At 71.5% G+C, this 13611-nt stretch carries 15 protein-coding genes; 11 read left to right on the forward strand and 4 right to left on the reverse strand.

All coding sequences use genetic code 11. The features are described from left to right. Positions 1-78: 78 nt before the first annotated feature. Positions 79-966: a winged helix-turn-helix transcriptional regulator gene (locus tag AB0B14_RS21535; protein ID WP_357067311.1), complete on the forward strand. Its 888-nt coding sequence runs from the start codon at positions 79-81 to the stop codon at positions 964-966. 37 nt (positions 967-1003) lie between these two features. On the opposite strand, the gene AB0B14_RS21540 is transcribed toward AB0B14_RS21535, so the two are convergent. After that, positions 1004-2371 carry a glycosyl hydrolase family 18 protein gene (locus AB0B14_RS21540; protein ID WP_357067313.1) on the reverse strand — a complete coding sequence of 456 codons (1368 nt, stop codon included), beginning with the start codon at positions 2369-2371 and terminating at the stop codon, positions 1004-1006. Positions 2372-2570: 199 nt separating this feature from the next. Here AB0B14_RS21540 and AB0B14_RS21545 point away from each other — a divergent pair, with 199 nt between their 5' ends. The 3 genes from AB0B14_RS21545 (at position 2571) to AB0B14_RS21555 (ending at position 5442) form a co-directional block, all read left to right on the forward strand. Continuing rightward, positions 2571-3680 carry a Xaa-Pro peptidase family protein gene (locus AB0B14_RS21545; protein WP_357067315.1) on the forward strand — a complete coding sequence of 370 codons (1110 nt, stop codon included), beginning with the start codon at positions 2571-2573 and terminating at the stop codon, positions 3678-3680. Next, positions 3677-4819 (forward strand): acyl-CoA dehydrogenase family protein, encoded by a 1143-nt coding sequence (locus AB0B14_RS21550; protein WP_357523770.1) that lies wholly within the window; start codon positions 3677-3679, stop codon positions 4817-4819. Before AB0B14_RS21545 ends, AB0B14_RS21550 begins: the two co-directional genes overlap by 4 nt. A gap of 92 nt (positions 4820-4911) precedes the next feature. Next, positions 4912-5442, forward strand: a complete 531-nt coding sequence (locus AB0B14_RS21555) for an Lrp/AsnC family transcriptional regulator (RefSeq protein WP_357067320.1) — start codon at positions 4912-4914, stop codon at positions 5440-5442. Here AB0B14_RS21555 and AB0B14_RS21560 read toward each other — a convergent pair. Next, positions 5372-5983 carry a histidine phosphatase family protein gene (locus tag AB0B14_RS21560; RefSeq protein ID WP_357067322.1) on the reverse strand — a complete coding sequence of 204 codons (612 nt, stop codon included), beginning with the start codon at positions 5981-5983 and terminating at the stop codon, positions 5372-5374. The genes AB0B14_RS21555 and AB0B14_RS21560 overlap by 71 nt on opposite strands. A 156-nt stretch (positions 5984-6139) precedes the next feature. On the opposite strand from AB0B14_RS21560, the gene AB0B14_RS21565 reads away from it, so the two are divergent. The 3 genes from AB0B14_RS21565 to AB0B14_RS21575 all read left to right on the forward strand — a co-directional run bounded on the left by AB0B14_RS21565 (position 6140) and on the right by AB0B14_RS21575 (position 7683). Next, entirely contained in the window at positions 6140-6334 is a 195-nt protein-coding gene (locus AB0B14_RS21565) for a CsbD family protein (RefSeq protein WP_357067324.1), read from the forward strand. 74 nt (positions 6335-6408) lie between these two features. Then, positions 6409-6744 carry a YnfA family protein gene (locus tag AB0B14_RS21570; RefSeq protein ID WP_357067326.1) on the forward strand — a complete coding sequence of 112 codons (336 nt, stop codon included), beginning with the start codon at positions 6409-6411 and terminating at the stop codon, positions 6742-6744. A 63-nt stretch (positions 6745-6807) separates the two neighbouring features. After that, positions 6808-7683, forward strand: a complete 876-nt coding sequence (locus AB0B14_RS21575) for a polysaccharide deacetylase family protein (protein ID WP_357067328.1) — start codon at positions 6808-6810, stop codon at positions 7681-7683. A gap of 3 nt (positions 7684-7686) precedes the next feature. On the opposite strand, the gene AB0B14_RS21580 is transcribed toward AB0B14_RS21575, so the two are convergent. Beyond that, positions 7687-8631 carry an NADP-dependent oxidoreductase gene (locus tag AB0B14_RS21580; protein WP_357523772.1) on the reverse strand — a complete coding sequence of 315 codons (945 nt, stop codon included), beginning with the start codon at positions 8629-8631 and terminating at the stop codon, positions 7687-7689. 113 nt (positions 8632-8744) lie between these two features. Between AB0B14_RS21580 and AB0B14_RS21585 the strand changes: the two genes are divergently transcribed. Genes AB0B14_RS21585 through AB0B14_RS21595 form a run of 3 tightly spaced genes read left to right on the forward strand, consistent with a single transcriptional unit; the run spans position 8745 to position 10962 of the window. Beyond that, entirely contained in the window at positions 8745-9293 is a 549-nt protein-coding gene (locus AB0B14_RS21585) for a helix-turn-helix domain-containing protein (RefSeq protein WP_357523774.1), read from the forward strand. Positions 9294-9340: 47 nt separating this feature from the next. Then, the gene (locus AB0B14_RS21590) at positions 9341-9907 is read left to right on the forward strand and encodes an RNA polymerase sigma factor (protein WP_357067334.1); all 567 of its coding nucleotides are present in this window, start codon (positions 9341-9343) and stop codon (positions 9905-9907) included. Next, positions 9904-10962 carry a hypothetical protein gene (locus AB0B14_RS21595; protein WP_357523776.1) on the forward strand — a complete coding sequence of 353 codons (1059 nt, stop codon included), beginning with the start codon at positions 9904-9906 and terminating at the stop codon, positions 10960-10962. The genes AB0B14_RS21590 and AB0B14_RS21595 overlap by 4 nt, the downstream gene beginning before the upstream one ends. 52 nt (positions 10963-11014) lie before the next feature. Here AB0B14_RS21595 and AB0B14_RS21600 read toward each other — a convergent pair whose 3' ends face one another. Then, a complete protein-coding gene (locus AB0B14_RS21600) occupies positions 11015-12406 on the reverse strand; it encodes a lysine 2,3-aminomutase (RefSeq protein WP_357523778.1) in 1392 nt (463 codons plus the stop codon). Positions 12407-12559: 153 nt separating this feature from the next. On the opposite strand from AB0B14_RS21600, the gene AB0B14_RS21605 reads away from it, so the two are divergent. Further along, a complete protein-coding gene (locus AB0B14_RS21605; RefSeq protein WP_357067868.1) occupies positions 12560-13609 on the forward strand; it encodes a zinc-binding alcohol dehydrogenase in 1050 nt (349 codons plus the stop codon). The last annotated feature ends 2 nt before the right edge of the window (positions 13610-13611 follow it).

Raw genomic sequence — 13611 nt, forward strand, 5'->3', positions numbered from 1 at the left:
TCGGCCCCCGTTTCGTCGGACCAATGAGTTCCAATCTGGAACGCACTATAGTCGGATGAGGACCGACGGAGGTAGCGGGTGCGGCGAGAGGATCTCGCCGACGCGGACTGCGGCATCGCGCAGGCGCTCGGCGTACTGGGGGACTGGTGGACGTTCCTCATCGTGCGCGACGTCGCCGGGGGGACGACCCGCTTCGACGCGCTGCAACGTGAACTGGGCGTCAGCCGGCGGGCGCTTACCGAACGCCTCGCCGCCCTGGTCGAGCACGGGGTGTTGGAGCGCCGGTCCTACTCGCGACACCCACCGCGCTACGACTACCTGCTCACCGCTCGGGGCGAGGGGCTGCTGCCGGTGCTGATCGCCCTACAGGACTGGGGAACGAGGCATCTCATGGGTGACGGTGAGCTGACCGCGACGGCCGACGCCGACTCCGCCGAGGCGCGCCGGGCCCACCACCTGGTCGGGCGGCGACTGCCCGAGGTCGTCCTGCCCGGTCCCGACGGTCGGCCGGTCGCGTTGGCGACGATGGACACCTGGGCGGTCCTCTACCTCTTCCCTGGGGCGTACGCGCCGGGAACGCCCGGCTATCCGCCGGGCTGGGCGGAGATCCCCGGCGCCCGGGGCTGCACCCTGGAGTCGAGCACGTACGCCAAGCGTCACTCGGACTTCGAGGCCGCCGGGGTGCGGGTGCACGGGATCAGCACCCAGCGTCCGGACCAGCTCGCCGACTTCGCCGCGTACGCCGGGCTGCCGTTTCCGCTGCTGTCCGACCAGGACGGCCGGTTGGCGGCGGGGCTGCTGCTGCCGGTCTTCCGGGCCGGCGGGGTGACCCGGTTCAAGCGGCTGACGCTGCTTGTCGACCCGGCGGCGGTGGTGCGTGCCGTGCAGTTCCCGGTCACCGACCCGGCCGGCTCGGTGCAGGAGATGCTCGCCCTGGCCCGCGCACACGCGCGGGTCCCCGGCTGACGCCTGGCGTCGACCGGGGACCGGGCGGGCCGTACGGTCAGGCGGGGAGCGTCCAGCGCTGGTTGGCGCCGGCGAAGCAGTCCCAGATCTGCAGCCGGGTGCCGTCGGCGGAGCTGTTGTCCGTGACGTCCAGGCACTTGTTCGACTGCGGGTTGCGCAACGTGCCGTTGGACTGGGCCTGCCACACCTGGGCGCCGCTGCCGTTGCACTCCCAGAGCTGCACCTTCGCGCCGTTGGCGGTGGAGCCGCTGGCGATGTCGGCGCACTTGCCGAGGGCGCGCAGCGTGCTGTCGCCGGCCACCGTCCAGGTCTGGGCGTTGGTGCCGTTGCAGCCGTAGAGCTGGATGGCGGCGCCGTTGGCGGTGCTGGCCGCCGCCACGTCGACGCACTTGCCGCCGAGGCCGGTGATCTGGCCGGTGCGACCGGTCGGCGGCGGGGTGGTGCCGCCCATGATGGTGTCGTACATGGCGCTGAGCAGTGAGGTCGAGCCGCTGGTGTCCTGGCTCAGCTCCCAGTTCATCACGCCGCCGGCGTTGGCCAACGCCCACTGCGTCTTGCGCTTGACCGTCGGGATGCCGTTCCAGCACTGCTGCGACCCGCCGATGGTGGCGCAGTCCCGGTTGGCGTTCGCCGGGTCCAGGCCGACGATGTACGAGTAGTTGTAGTAGACCGGGCGGCTGTAGAACGGGATGCCGAGCACCGCCTTGCTGGCCGGCAGGCCACGCGCCTTCCACAGGTTGATGCTGTTGATCGACCAGTCGTAGTTGGCGTGGGGGTTGCCGCCGTCGTACGCCATGATGTTGAGCCAGTCGACCTGGTTGAACACGGCCGTCTGCACACCCTGCACGCTGGGGCCCTCGGAGACCACGGCGGCGGTGAGCAGCTTGCCCCGGCTGTGCAGGGCGCTGCCGAGCTGCGTCATGAGCGCCGTGTAGTTGTTGGCCGAGGCGCCCGCGTCGGGGTACTCCCAGTCCATGTCGACGCCGTCGAGGTTGTACTGGTTGACGAAGTTGACCAGGTTGTTGACGAAGTTGGTCCGGCTGCCGGAGTTGGCGGCCAGGGCTTCGAACGCCGAGTCGTTGCCGTCGTTCCAGCCGCCGACGGCGATCGACACCTTGACGTTGTTGGCGTGTCCCTGCGAGACCAGCGAGGACAGTCGCGCCCCGTCGACCCCCTGCAGGCTGCCGTCGCTGTTGGGCAGGATGAAGGCGTAGTTGATGTGGGTGAGCTTGTTGTACTGGATCGTGTTGATGTTGCCGGCCCAGGAGGGCATGTAGCCGACGCTCTTGAAGTTGTTGGGCAGCACCACGGCCTGCGCGGCGGTGGAGGTGACGGTGAGGGTGGCGCCGGCGGTGGCCAGCGCGAGCAGGCCGGCGGCGAGGGCGCGGCGCAGTGGTGAGGACATCGGGGGCCTTCCCGTGGGCGGGGAACGACGCCACCCGCGCAGGGTTGTCGCGGGCGGGAGTGCGGGACGCAGGAACGGGTGGGCCTCGAGGCAGCCAAATCTTAAAGAGTGTTAACTGTCCGCGTCAATCAACGCCTGTGGATTTCCGCGAGCCGGAACCGATATGGGGGTTTACCCAAACGACCGTTAAGCTGCTGGGGTGGGAATCGACGAGCTGTACCCGCCCGATCGGCTGATCGCCGCGCAGCGCGCCACCGCCGCCGCCGGTCTGGATGCCCTGCTGCTCACCCCCGGCTCCGACCTGCGGTACCTGACCGGGTATGACGCCCACGCGGGGGAGCGGCTGACCTGCCTGGTGCTGCCCGCCGTGGGTGAGCCGACCCTCGTCGTGCCCCGGCTGGAACGTCCGGCGGCGGAGGCGGCACCGGCCACCGGTGTGCGCATCGTCGACCACGTCGACGGCTCCGACCCGTACCCCCTGGTGGTCGCCGCCCTCGGCGGGCCGGTCGCGGCGGTCGGGCTGGCCGACCGGATGTGGGCCGAGCAGGTCCTCGCGTTGCGCGCCGCCCTGCCCGGCGCCGCGCAACGCCTCGCCGGGGAGGTGCTGCGCGAGCTGCGGATCCGCAAGTCCCCGGCGGAGGTCGCGGCCCTCGCCGAGGCCGGCGCGGCGATCGACGAGGTGCACCTGCGGATGGGGCAGTGGCTGCGCCCCGGTCGCACCGAGGCGGAGGTCGCCACCGACATCGCCGCGGCGATCCGGGCCGCCGGGCACGTCACCGTCGACTTCGTCATCGTGGCGGCCGGACCCAACGGGGCCAGCCCACACCACGGCACCTCGGACCGGCCGATCGGCGCCGGCGAGCCGGTGGTGGTCGACATCGGCGGCACGATGGCGTCGGGGTACCGCTCGGACTGCACCCGCACCTACCTGATGGGTGCGCCGGCGCCGGCGGACTTCCTGGACTACTACGCGGTGCTGCACGACGCCCAGCGCGCCGCGGTCGCCGCGGTGCGGCCCGGAGTAACCGCCGCGGCGGCCGACGCCGCGGCCCGCGACCCGATCGCCGCCGCCGGCTACGGCCCCGCCTTCCTGCACCGCACCGGCCACGGCATCGGTCTCGACGGTCACGAGGAGCCCTACCTGGTGGCCGGCAACGACCGCCCGATCGAGGCCGGGATGGCGTTCTCCATCGAACCGGGCGTCTACCTGGCGGGCCGGCACGGCGCCCGCATCGAGGACATCGTCGTCTGCACCACGGACGGCGTGCAACGGCTCAACACCACCCCCACGGAGCTCATCGCGCTATGACTGTCGACCGGATCCTGCCCACCGACGAGGCCCACGACCTGCTGGGTCTCGCCACCGAGCTCGCCGACCGCGAGCTCGCGCCGAAGGCCGCCGCCTTCGAGGAGCGCGCCGAATTCCCCCGCGAGGTGCTCCGGACCCTCGGCCGTGCCGGTCTGCTCGGCCTGCCCTACCCCGAGGAGTACGGCGGCGCGGCCCAGCCCTACGAGGTGTACCTGCAGGTGCTGGAGATCCTGGCCAGCCGCTGGCTCGCGGTCGCCGAGGCGGTCAGCGTGCACACCCTGTCCTGCTACCCGGTGTTCGCGTTCGGCAGTGACGAGCAGCGCAAGCTGCTGCCGGACATGATCGGCGGGGAGCTGCTGGGCGCGTACTGCCTCTCCGAGCCGCAGGGTGGCTCGGACGCGGCGGCGCTGAGCACCCGGGCGGTTCGCGACGGCGACGCGTACCTGGTGTCCGGCACCAAGGCCTGGATCACCCATGCGCGCACGGCCGACTTCTACAACGTCTTCTGCCGCACCGGCGGGCCCGGGCCGAAGGGGATCTCCTGCCTGCTCGCCGACGCGGGCACCGCCGGCATCAACCCGCAGGCCGCGGAACGGACGATGGGGCTGCGCGCCTCCCCGGTGGCGCAGATCGCCTTCGACGAGGCGCGGGTGCCGGCCGACCGGCTGATCGGCGGCGAGGGCGCGGGCTTCACCATCGCCATGTCCGCGCTCGACTCCGGTCGCCTGGGCATCGCCGCGTGCGCGGTCGGTCTGGCCCAGGCGGCCCTGGACTACGCGGTCTCCTACGCCCGGGAGCGGCAGCAGTTCGGCCGCTCCATCATCGACCTCCAGGGCCTCGGCTTCCTCCTCGCCGACGCGGCCACCCAGATCTCCGCCGCCCGCGCGCTGACCCTCGCCGCGGCCCGGCTGCGCGACGCCGGCCGCCCGTACGCGATCGAGGCGGCCAAGGCGAAGCTCTTCGCCACCGACATGGCGATGCGGGTGACCACCGACGCGGTGCAGGTGCTCGGCGGCGCCGGCTACGTGGCCGATCACCCGGTGGAGCGGTACATGCGCGAGGCCAAGGTGTTGCAGATCGTGGAGGGCACCAACCAGATCCAGCGGATGGTGATTTCCCGGGCGTTGGCGAAGGGCTGAGCAGTGCCGGGGCGGCCGCGGCGGGACCCACCGCGGCCGACCCGGCGGGTACCTCGTCGCCGTCGGGCCGTTTTCCCGGTAGGTTGCACGCCGTGGAGGAGATCGACCGCGCTATCGTCGCCGCGCTGACCGCCGACGGCCGACTGTCGTACACCGACCTGGCCGAGAAGGTGGGGTTGTCGGTGTCCGCGGTGCACCAGCGGGTGCGTCGGCTGGAGCAGCGCGGGGTGATCAAGGGGTACGCCGCCCGGGTGTCGTTCGAGGCGCTGGACCTGCCGCTCACCGCGTTCGTGGCGATCCGCCCGTTCGACCCGTCGCAGCCGGACGACGCGCCGGAGCGGCTGGCCCACCTGCCCGAGATCGACTCGTGCTACTCGGTGGCGGGGGAGGACTTCTACCTGTTGTTGGTGCGGGTGGCGAGCCCGACCGACCTGGAGCGGGTGCTCCAGGAGATCCGCACCTCGGCGAACGTGACGACCCGGACCACGGTGGTGCTGTCCACCCCGTACGAGAATCGGCCGCCGAAGATCGGCGCGGCGGCACCGGGTCAGCTCAACGCGGCGGCACCGAGTCGGTCGCGGTCCCGGGTGCCGGAGGAGCCGGCTGGTTCCAGCGCAGGATGACCTGCCGGCCGTGCTCGTGACCGAGCGCGCTGACCGTGGCGGTCTCCAGGCGCAGCCGTCCGCCGGCGGACGGGGGCAGGCCGATCCAGCGGGCGCCGAGGACCCGCAGGCTGTGCGCGTGCCCGACAAGTGCGACGGTGCCCCGGTCGAGCAGCGGGGTGACCCGTGCCAGCACCCGGTCGAGTCGTTCGCCCACCTGCGCGGGTGACTCGCCGCCGGGGCAGCCGTCGGTCCAGATGTTCCAGTGCGGCTGGTCGGCGTGGATGTCGACGGTGGTGCGGCCCTCGTACTCGCCGTAGTTCCACTCGCTGAGGTCCTCGTCGACGGCGTCGACGGTGAGGCCGGCGAGCTGTGCGGTGCGCAGCGCCCGGGAGCGGGGGCTGGACAGCACCGTCGCGAACCGCCGTCCGGCCAGGAACGCGGCGAGCGTGCGCGCCTGTCGCTCGCCGTCGGGGGTCAGCTCCAGGTCGGTGTACGAGGTGTGCCGCAGGCTGGCACTCCAGGTGGTCTCGCCGTGCCGGATCAGCAGGAGCTCTCCCATGCGGCAAGTTAACCATCGGGATCGACCCCGGCAGGCGACCCTCCCTCAACCTATCTTCCTAGGATGCCTTAGCGGGTGTGCCGACCGACACCGCCGGTTTCGGCACCCGGACAGCGGGCAAGCGAACCAGGACAACCGCCAGACCGAGGAGGCGCGATGAGCTTCACCGAGAAGGCACGAAACAAGGTCGAGCAGATGGCCGGCGCCGCACGGGAGCGCGTCGGCGACATGACCGACAACGAGCGGATGCGTGGCGAGGGCGCCAGCCAGGAGAGTGACGCGCGCGCCAAGCAGGCCGGTCAGAACATGAAGGACGCCGGTCGCAACGTGAAGGACTCCTTCACGAAGTGACCTGAGCGGTCCCCGGGTCCCCGGGTGGCACTGCCGCCCGGGGACCCGTCGCTGTCCGCGGCTAGGGTCGGCCGGTGACGGTGCTGCGTTCCCTGGTGTTGTTCGCGTTGGCGGCGTTGGCCGAGATCGGTGGCGCCTGGCTGGTGTGGCAGGGCTGGCGCGAACAGCGGGGCCTGTGGTGGATCGCCGCCGGGGTGGTCGCGTTGGGCTGTTACGGGTTCGTCGCCACGTTCCAGCCGGACGCGCACTTCGGCCGGATCCTGGCCGCGTACGGCGGGGTGTTCGTGGCGGGTTCGTTGGGCTGGGCGATGGTGGTGGACGGCTTCCGCCCGGACCGGTGGGACCTGACCGGCGCGGCGTTCTGTCTGCTCGGCGTCGCGGTCATCATGTACGCCCCCCGGGGCGCCTGAGGTCCTTGCTGCCCTGAGCTTCGGGGACGGTGAGCGTCCCTCGCTTCTGCGATGATCGGCGGCGTGAATCGACCTCGGCTTCGCTTCCGGTTGGGCGTCCTGGTGGCGGCGGCTGTTCTCGGCAGCGCCGCGTGCTCGGCGTCCCGGGTGCCGCCGACGGAGCGACCGGCCTTCGTCGGCTCATCCGAGACCACGGCCGCCCCGTCGGTCAGCGCCACCGCACCGCAGGGGGCGTCGGCCGTCCCGGGGGCGACGCGGGTGGGGACCCGGGCGCCGGTGGTGGACCACGGGCCACGTCGGGGCAACCGGGTCGCGTTGACCTTCGACGCGGACATGACCGACGCGATGTTGGCCAGTCTGCGTGCCGGTCGGGTGACGTCGTACGCCAACCTGCGCATCCTCGACCTGCTGGAGCGCGACGAGGTGCCGGCCACGTTCTTCCTGACCGGCAAGTGGGTGCAGCGGTACCCGGACGTGACCCGGCGGATCGCGGGCAACCCGCGCTTCGAGCTGGCCAACCACACCTACGGGCACGCGGCGTTCACCGCTGACTGCTATGACCTGCCCTCACTGCCGGTGGACAAGTTGGCCGGGGACGTGGCGAAGACGTTCGAGGTCATCAAGCCGTACGGGGGTCGGCAGACCCGGTACTTCCGCTTTCCGGGGCTGTGCCACAACGCGGCGACGCTGGATGCCCTGGCCCCGCTGGGTGTGACTGTCGTCGACGGGGACGTGGTCAGTGGTGATCCCTTCGCGACCGCGTGGAAGCCGCTGGTGCGGGCGGTGTTGGATCACGTCCGCCCCGGCTCGGTGGTGATCATGCACGTGACCGAGGCGAACGCGGCGATGACCGACGAGGCGTTGCCGCACATCCTGGCCGGGTTGCGGGAGCGAGGCTTGGCGCCGGCGCCGTTGTCGGAGGTGCTGGCCGGCGGCTGAGGATCAGCTTTCCCGCACGTCGTCGACAGTCAGGACGATCTTGCCGCGGCGGGAGCCGCGTTCGGCCGCCTGGTGCGCGTCGGCCGCCTTCTCCAGGGGAAAGGCGGCGTCGATCGGCACCCTGAACCGGCCCTCGGTGAACAGTTCGGCTGCGGCGGGTAGGCCGTGGCGGCCGTCGGGTTCGCCCGCCAGTTGCCCCATCGACAGGCGGACGCCGTGCGTGGGGGCGGTGAAGTCGGCGAGGGTGACGACCGCTGTCGGGTCGCCGGTGAGGTGGAGCAGTTCGGGCAGGGACCCGGCGCCGGCGACGTCGAGGGCGCGGTCGACCCGGGTCACGCCGAGGGCGTCGAGGCGGTTCGTGAGGTCGGGGCCGTAGGTGAGCGGTGTCGCCCCGAGCTGGCGGAGGAGGTCGTGGTTGTCGGCGCGGGCGGTGCCGATGACGTTGATGCCTCGGGCGGCGGCGAGTTGGATGGCGATGCTGCCGACGCCGCCAGCGGCGCCGTCGACGAGGAGCGTCAGGCCGGGCCGTAGGTCCAGCAGGTCGAGGGCTCGGGTGGCGGTCTCGATGCTGGTGCCCGCCGCGCCCGCCTGGGCCCACGGCATGGTGCTGGGCTTGTGCGCCCAGAGCTGTAGTACCGCGAACTGTGCGCTCGCGCCGCCGAGTCTGGCCAGCTCGACGATGCCGAAGACGTGGTCGCCGACTGTCACATCGTCGACGTCGTCGCCGATCTCGTCGACGATGCCGGCCGCGTCGACCCCGGGAATGTGGGGCAGCGGTAGTTGGGCGCTCGTCGGGGTGCGGCCGGAGCGGAGGCCGACGTCGACGGGGGAGACCCCGGCGGCCTGGAGGCGGATGCGGATCTGGCCGGCCCGGGGGTGCGGCGCGTCGGTGGTGCCGAGGTGGAGTACCTCGGGGCCACCGAACCGGTCGTACTGGACGGCGAACATGAAGGGCTCCTCTGCCTGGGGTGACGGGGCGTTGGTCGTACCGTAGGCGGGAAACGGAGCAGCTGTTCCGTTGTGGGGTCAAGTGAGAGGGAGACCGGCCGAGGATGTCTCAGATGCAGCGTGCCGATGCCCGGTTCAACCGTGATCGGGTGGTGGCGGCGGCGCGGGCGGCGTTCGCGTCGGCGGGGCTCGAGGTGCCCATGCGGGAGGTGGCGCGACGGGCTGGGGTGGGGGTGGCGACCCTGTACCGGCACTTTCCGACGCGTACGGAGTTGGTCGCGACGGTCTTGGCCGAGCGTGTCGAGGACTGCGGTGTGCGGATGCGCCGTGCGCTCGACGACCCGGACCCGTGGCGGGCGCTGTCGGGGGTGGTGCGCGAGTTCGCTGAGCGGCAGATCCATGACCGGGCGCTCAACGAGGCGTTGTTGGGGCCGGGTGAGGTGGGTGCGGCGTTCCAGGAGGAGCGGCGGGAGCATGCGCAGGCGTTGAATGTGCTCGTCGTACGGGCGCGGGCCGCGGGTGTGCTGCGCGACGGCGTCGACGCGGGCGATGTCCGGGCCGGCCTGCTGGCCATTGCGTCGCTACGGCGGTTGCCGGCGACGACGAGTGCCGAGGTGATCGGTAGGGTCGCCGGTCTCGTGCTCGCCGGTATCCGCGCCTGACTGGTGCGGGCTGTCACGGTTGTGGTCGCACCGGACATGGACTGGACGTGAGCTCAGGGACAGCGCAGGACGAGGACCGCTTCCGGCGGGCGTATGCCGAGGACTTCGAGTCGTTGTTGGCGTACGCGCTGCGCCGTGTCGCGCATCCGGAGGACGCGGCTGACGTCGTCGCGGAGACCTTCCTGGTGGCGTGGCGTCGCCGGCAGGACATTCCGGTCGGCGGGGAGGCGCGGCTGTGGTTGTACGGGGTGGCCCGGCGGGTGTTGGCCAACCAGCACCGTGGTGGTGTTCGCCGGCAGCGTCTCGGTGAGCGGTTGCGCCAGCAGATCTCTGCTTCGGTCACGGATCCGGGGAGTGAGGTGCCGGAGCGGCTTGCCGTGCGGGCGGCGTTGGCGGGTCTGGCCGAGGTGGATCGGGAGGTGCTGATGCTCACCGTGTGGGAGGGTCTGCGGCCGCATGAGGTGGCTGCGGTGCTGGGGGTGGCTCCTGCCGCGGTGCGGACCCGGCTGTCGCGGGCGCGGGCGCGGTTGCGGGGGCTGGTCGGTGACGACCCGGGGCCGCCCGGACATGTACTCGACGTGCTGAGCGCATCGACTCGGAAGGAGGACTGGTGAGCACGGATGAGGGTGTCGACCGGCTGGTTCGGGTTGCCGACCCGGGTGGGCTCGGTGGGCTGGGGGATCTCGGCGGGGTGAAGCAGGACCTGCTGGAGGAGATCATGTCCGGGTCGGAGCCTGATCGTGTCGTCGAGGTGCCGCGGCGGCGGTTGCGGGTGCGTCGTTTCGCGGGCGTCGTGACGGCGGCAGCCGTGCTCATGAGCGTCGTGCCGGCCGCCGTGGTGTTGCGGGGGCAGGCCGAGGGTGGTGGGGTCTCGCCGATTCCCACCGTCGACGCGGGCGTGGTCTATGCGCCGTTGGCGATGGCGGCGGCGGAGCGGAACCCACGGCTGCTGATCGATCGGGCTGGCTGGAAGGTGACTGATCTGTCCGGGTTTGCCGAGGAGCAGGGCATGATCCGTTTTCGCCGGGGTGGGCGGGAGTTGGAGATGAACTGGTATTCGGCGTCCGTGTACGCGTACCGCTATTCCGATCGGCTTGCCGACGGTCCCGCGAAGTCGGTGCGGGTCGATGGGTGGCCGGGTGAGCTGTTCCAGAACCTCAACGGTGATTTCACGGTGCTGTTGCGTCCCCGCGACGACGTGTTCGTGGAGATGAGTACCTCCGGGAGCTGGTCGCGTGCGGACCTGGACCGGATTCTCGCGGACATCGTGCGGGTGGACGTGCGGACGTGGTTGGCTGCGCTGCCGGCGGAGATGGTGATGCCGGTGCGGGAGCGGGCGGTGCGGGTGCTCGTTGGCGTGCCGCTGCCGCCCGGGTTCGATGGCGCCTCGCTGGACGGCATCGGTGTGAGTGACTCGTACCAGTTCGGCGTGGGTGTGGCGTCCCGGGTCGGGTGCGGGTGGATCGCGGAGTGGCAGCGGGCGCGGGCGAGCGGGGACGAGGCCGCGGTGCGGCGGGCCGCGGACGCGTTGCGGGGCAGTCACGGGTGGCGGGTGCTGCGGGACCTGGACGGGGCCGGTGACTGGGCGGAGGTGTTCTGGGAGTACGCCGACGAGGTCGCGGCGGGGACGGTGCGGGCCGGGTATGTGCAGGCCCTGGGCTGCCGGTGACGGGGAACGGCGGCGCCCCCGGGGGGAATCCGGGGGTGCCGCCGTCGGTGGGTCAGTCGTCGCGGTGGTCGTGCCACCACTGCTGGCCGTCGGCGGGGAGGGTGTCGATCGGGTCGTAGTAGGCGTAGCGCTTGTTGAGCGCCTCCAGGTCGGCGGATTCGATGGAGGTGCGGTAGTTCTTGGTCCAGTAGGAGATGCCGCGTTCGCGGTCGTAGTCGGTGAGCATGTGCACCCAGCGTTTGCCGACGAAGGGCACGTCGCAGACGATGCGGGGGGTGGCGTAGCCGGGGAGGTAGCCCATGATGTCGTGCTGGAGTTGCTGGGCGTGCCAGACGGGGACGCGCCAGTGTTCGGCGTTGGGGATCATGTCGCACATGTAGAAGTAGTACGGCAGGATCCCGGCTTCACCCTGGAGTGCGAAGCAGAGGTCGAGCAGTTCGGGTGTGGTGGCGTTGACGCCGCGCATGAGGACGCCCTGGTTGCGGACGTCGCGGACGCCGACGTCGAGGGCGGTCTGGGCGGCCTTGGCGACCAGTGGGGTGAGTGACTGGGCGTGGTTGACGTGGGTGTGGATGGCGAGGTTGACGCCGCGGCGGGCGGCGGTGCGGGCGACGCGTTCGAGGCCTTCGACGACGTCGGGTTGCAGCCAGTGTTGGGGCAGGCCCATGAGGGCCTTGGTGGCGAGCCGGATGTCGCGGACCGTCTCCAGTTCCAGCAGGCGCATGAGGTACGACTCGAGGTTGCGCCAGGGGACGTTGGCGACGTCGCCGCCGGAGACGACCACGTCGCGGACGCCGGGGTGGGCCTTGAGGTAGGCGATGTGGGCGTCGTAGCGGTCGACGGGTTTGAGGGTGAGTTTGAGTTTGTCGACGGCGGGGGTGGAGTTGCCGACGAGGTCCATCCGGGTGCAGTGCCCGCAGTACTGGGGGCAGGTGGAGAGCAGTTCGGCGAGGACCTTGGTGGGGTAGCGGTGGGTGAGGCCTTCGGCGACCCACATGTCGTGCTCGTGCAGGCTGTCGCGGCTGGCGTAGGGGTGTGAGGGCCAGTCGGTGCGGCGGTCGGAGGCGACGGGGATCATGTAGCGGCGGATGGGGTCGGCGAGCAGTGCCTCGGTGGTGGGGGTCGCGAACGGCACCATCGTGTTGATCATTTGTGGTGGCACCAGCATGGACATGGTGGCCAGGGTCTTCTGGTCGGCCTCGAGGTCGGCGTAGAAGCTGTCGTCGACGAGGTCGCCGAGGACGGCGCGGAGCTGCTTGGTGTTCTTGACGCAGTTGACGCGTTGCCACTGGGCGGATTCCCACTGGTCGCGGGTGACGTGGCGCCAGCCGGGGAAGCGGCTCCAGTCGGGTTCGACGAGGGGGCGGCGGACGTATTCGTAGGGTTGCCCGGCGGTCGGTGTGGCGACCGGGGCGTGACTCGGGTGCGGGATGGTGTGGGTCACGGCCCCTCCTCGGTGGTGCGGCTGATCATCGGAGCCCGAACGCTACTGGAAAATATTCGGTGAAGAAATTAGTCTGCCGTAAGTTTTCCCGTTACGCGAGCCTTGACCGGGGCTTCGAGCGGCTTGGCAGGGGAGGTTGGCGTGACGTCACCGGTGGGACTGCACCGCGTCGTGCAACCGGCGGGGGTGCTGCCGCAGGCGGCTTGGCGCCTGGACGCGTCGGCGGCGATCGCGCCGAACGAGGTGCGGATCCGGGTGCGGCGGCTCAACCTGGACGCGGCGAGTTTCCGACAGTTGTCGGAGAAGCACGGCGGGAACGGTGCCGCGGTCCGGGCCGAGGTGCTGGAGATCATCTCGACGCGGGGCAAGATGCAGAACCCGGTGACCGGGTCGGGTGGGATGCTGATCGGCACGGTCGAGGAGGCCGGTCGGCGGTCCCCGCTGGGGCTCCGGGTGGGGGAGCGGGTCGCCACTCTGGTGTCGTTGACCCTGACGCCGTTGGTGATTACCGACGGGCTGGCTCGTTGGGACGGGCGCAGTGAGCAGGTGCCCTGTGACGGGTGGGCGATCCTGTTCGCGCGGTCCATCGCCGCGGTGTTGCCTGAGGACGAGGACCCGCAGTTGTCCCTGGCGGTGCTGGACGTGTGCGGGGCGCCCGCGCTGACCGCCCGGGTGGTGTCGCGCTACGTCGAGGACCGCCAACGGGCTGGTGATCCCACACCGGTGCGGGTCGCGGTGATCGGCGGGGCGGGCAAGAGCGGGTCGCTGTCGCTGGCCGCCGCGCGGCGGGCCGGTGCCGCGCGTACCGTCGGGGTGGTGCCGGTGGCGGCGGAGCGCGACGCGCTGACGGCCGCTGGCCTGGCGTCGGTGGTGGCGGTGGCCGACGCGCGGGACCCGGTGGGGTTGTCCACGGCGGTGACCACCGCGTTGGGGGCGCCGGCGGACGTGACTGTGGTGTGCGTGGACGTGCCGGGGTGTGAGCACGGGGCGGTCCTGGCTACCGCGGACGGCGGCACGGTGATCTTTTTCTCGATGGCGACGAGCTTCTCCGCGGCGGCGTTGGGCGCGGAGGGGCTGGCGGCGGACGTGACGATGCTGGTGGGCAACGGGTACGTGCCGGGGCACGCGGAGTTGGCGTTGGGGCTGCTGCGCTCCGAGCCGGGGGTGCGTCAGCTGTTCACGGCGCGGATCGCGGCAGACTGAGG

This window comes from Micromonospora sp. NPDC049171, from assembly GCF_040648275.1.
In the GTDB taxonomy this organism is placed as follows: domain Bacteria; phylum Actinomycetota; class Actinomycetes; order Mycobacteriales; family Micromonosporaceae; genus Micromonospora.

Coding starts and splice junctions, on each gene's coding strand:
- AB0B14_RS21540 (WP_357067313.1), bottom strand. CDS start 2,371: ATGTCCTCACCACTGCGCCGCGCCCTCGCCGCCGGCCTGCTCGCGCTG.
- AB0B14_RS21550 (WP_357523770.1), top strand. CDS start 3,677: ATGACTGTCGACCGGATCCTGCCCACCGACGAGGCCCACGACCTGCTG.
- AB0B14_RS21560 (WP_357067322.1), bottom strand. CDS start 5,983: ATGGGAGAGCTCCTGCTGATCCGGCACGGCGAGACCACCTGGAGTGCC.
- AB0B14_RS21565 (WP_357067324.1), top strand. CDS start 6,140: ATGAGCTTCACCGAGAAGGCACGAAACAAGGTCGAGCAGATGGCCGGC.
- AB0B14_RS21580 (WP_357523772.1), bottom strand. CDS start 8,631: ATGTTCGCCGTCCAGTACGACCGGTTCGGTGGCCCCGAGGTACTCCAC.
- AB0B14_RS21585 (WP_357523774.1), top strand. CDS start 8,745: ATGCAGCGTGCCGATGCCCGGTTCAACCGTGATCGGGTGGTGGCGGCG.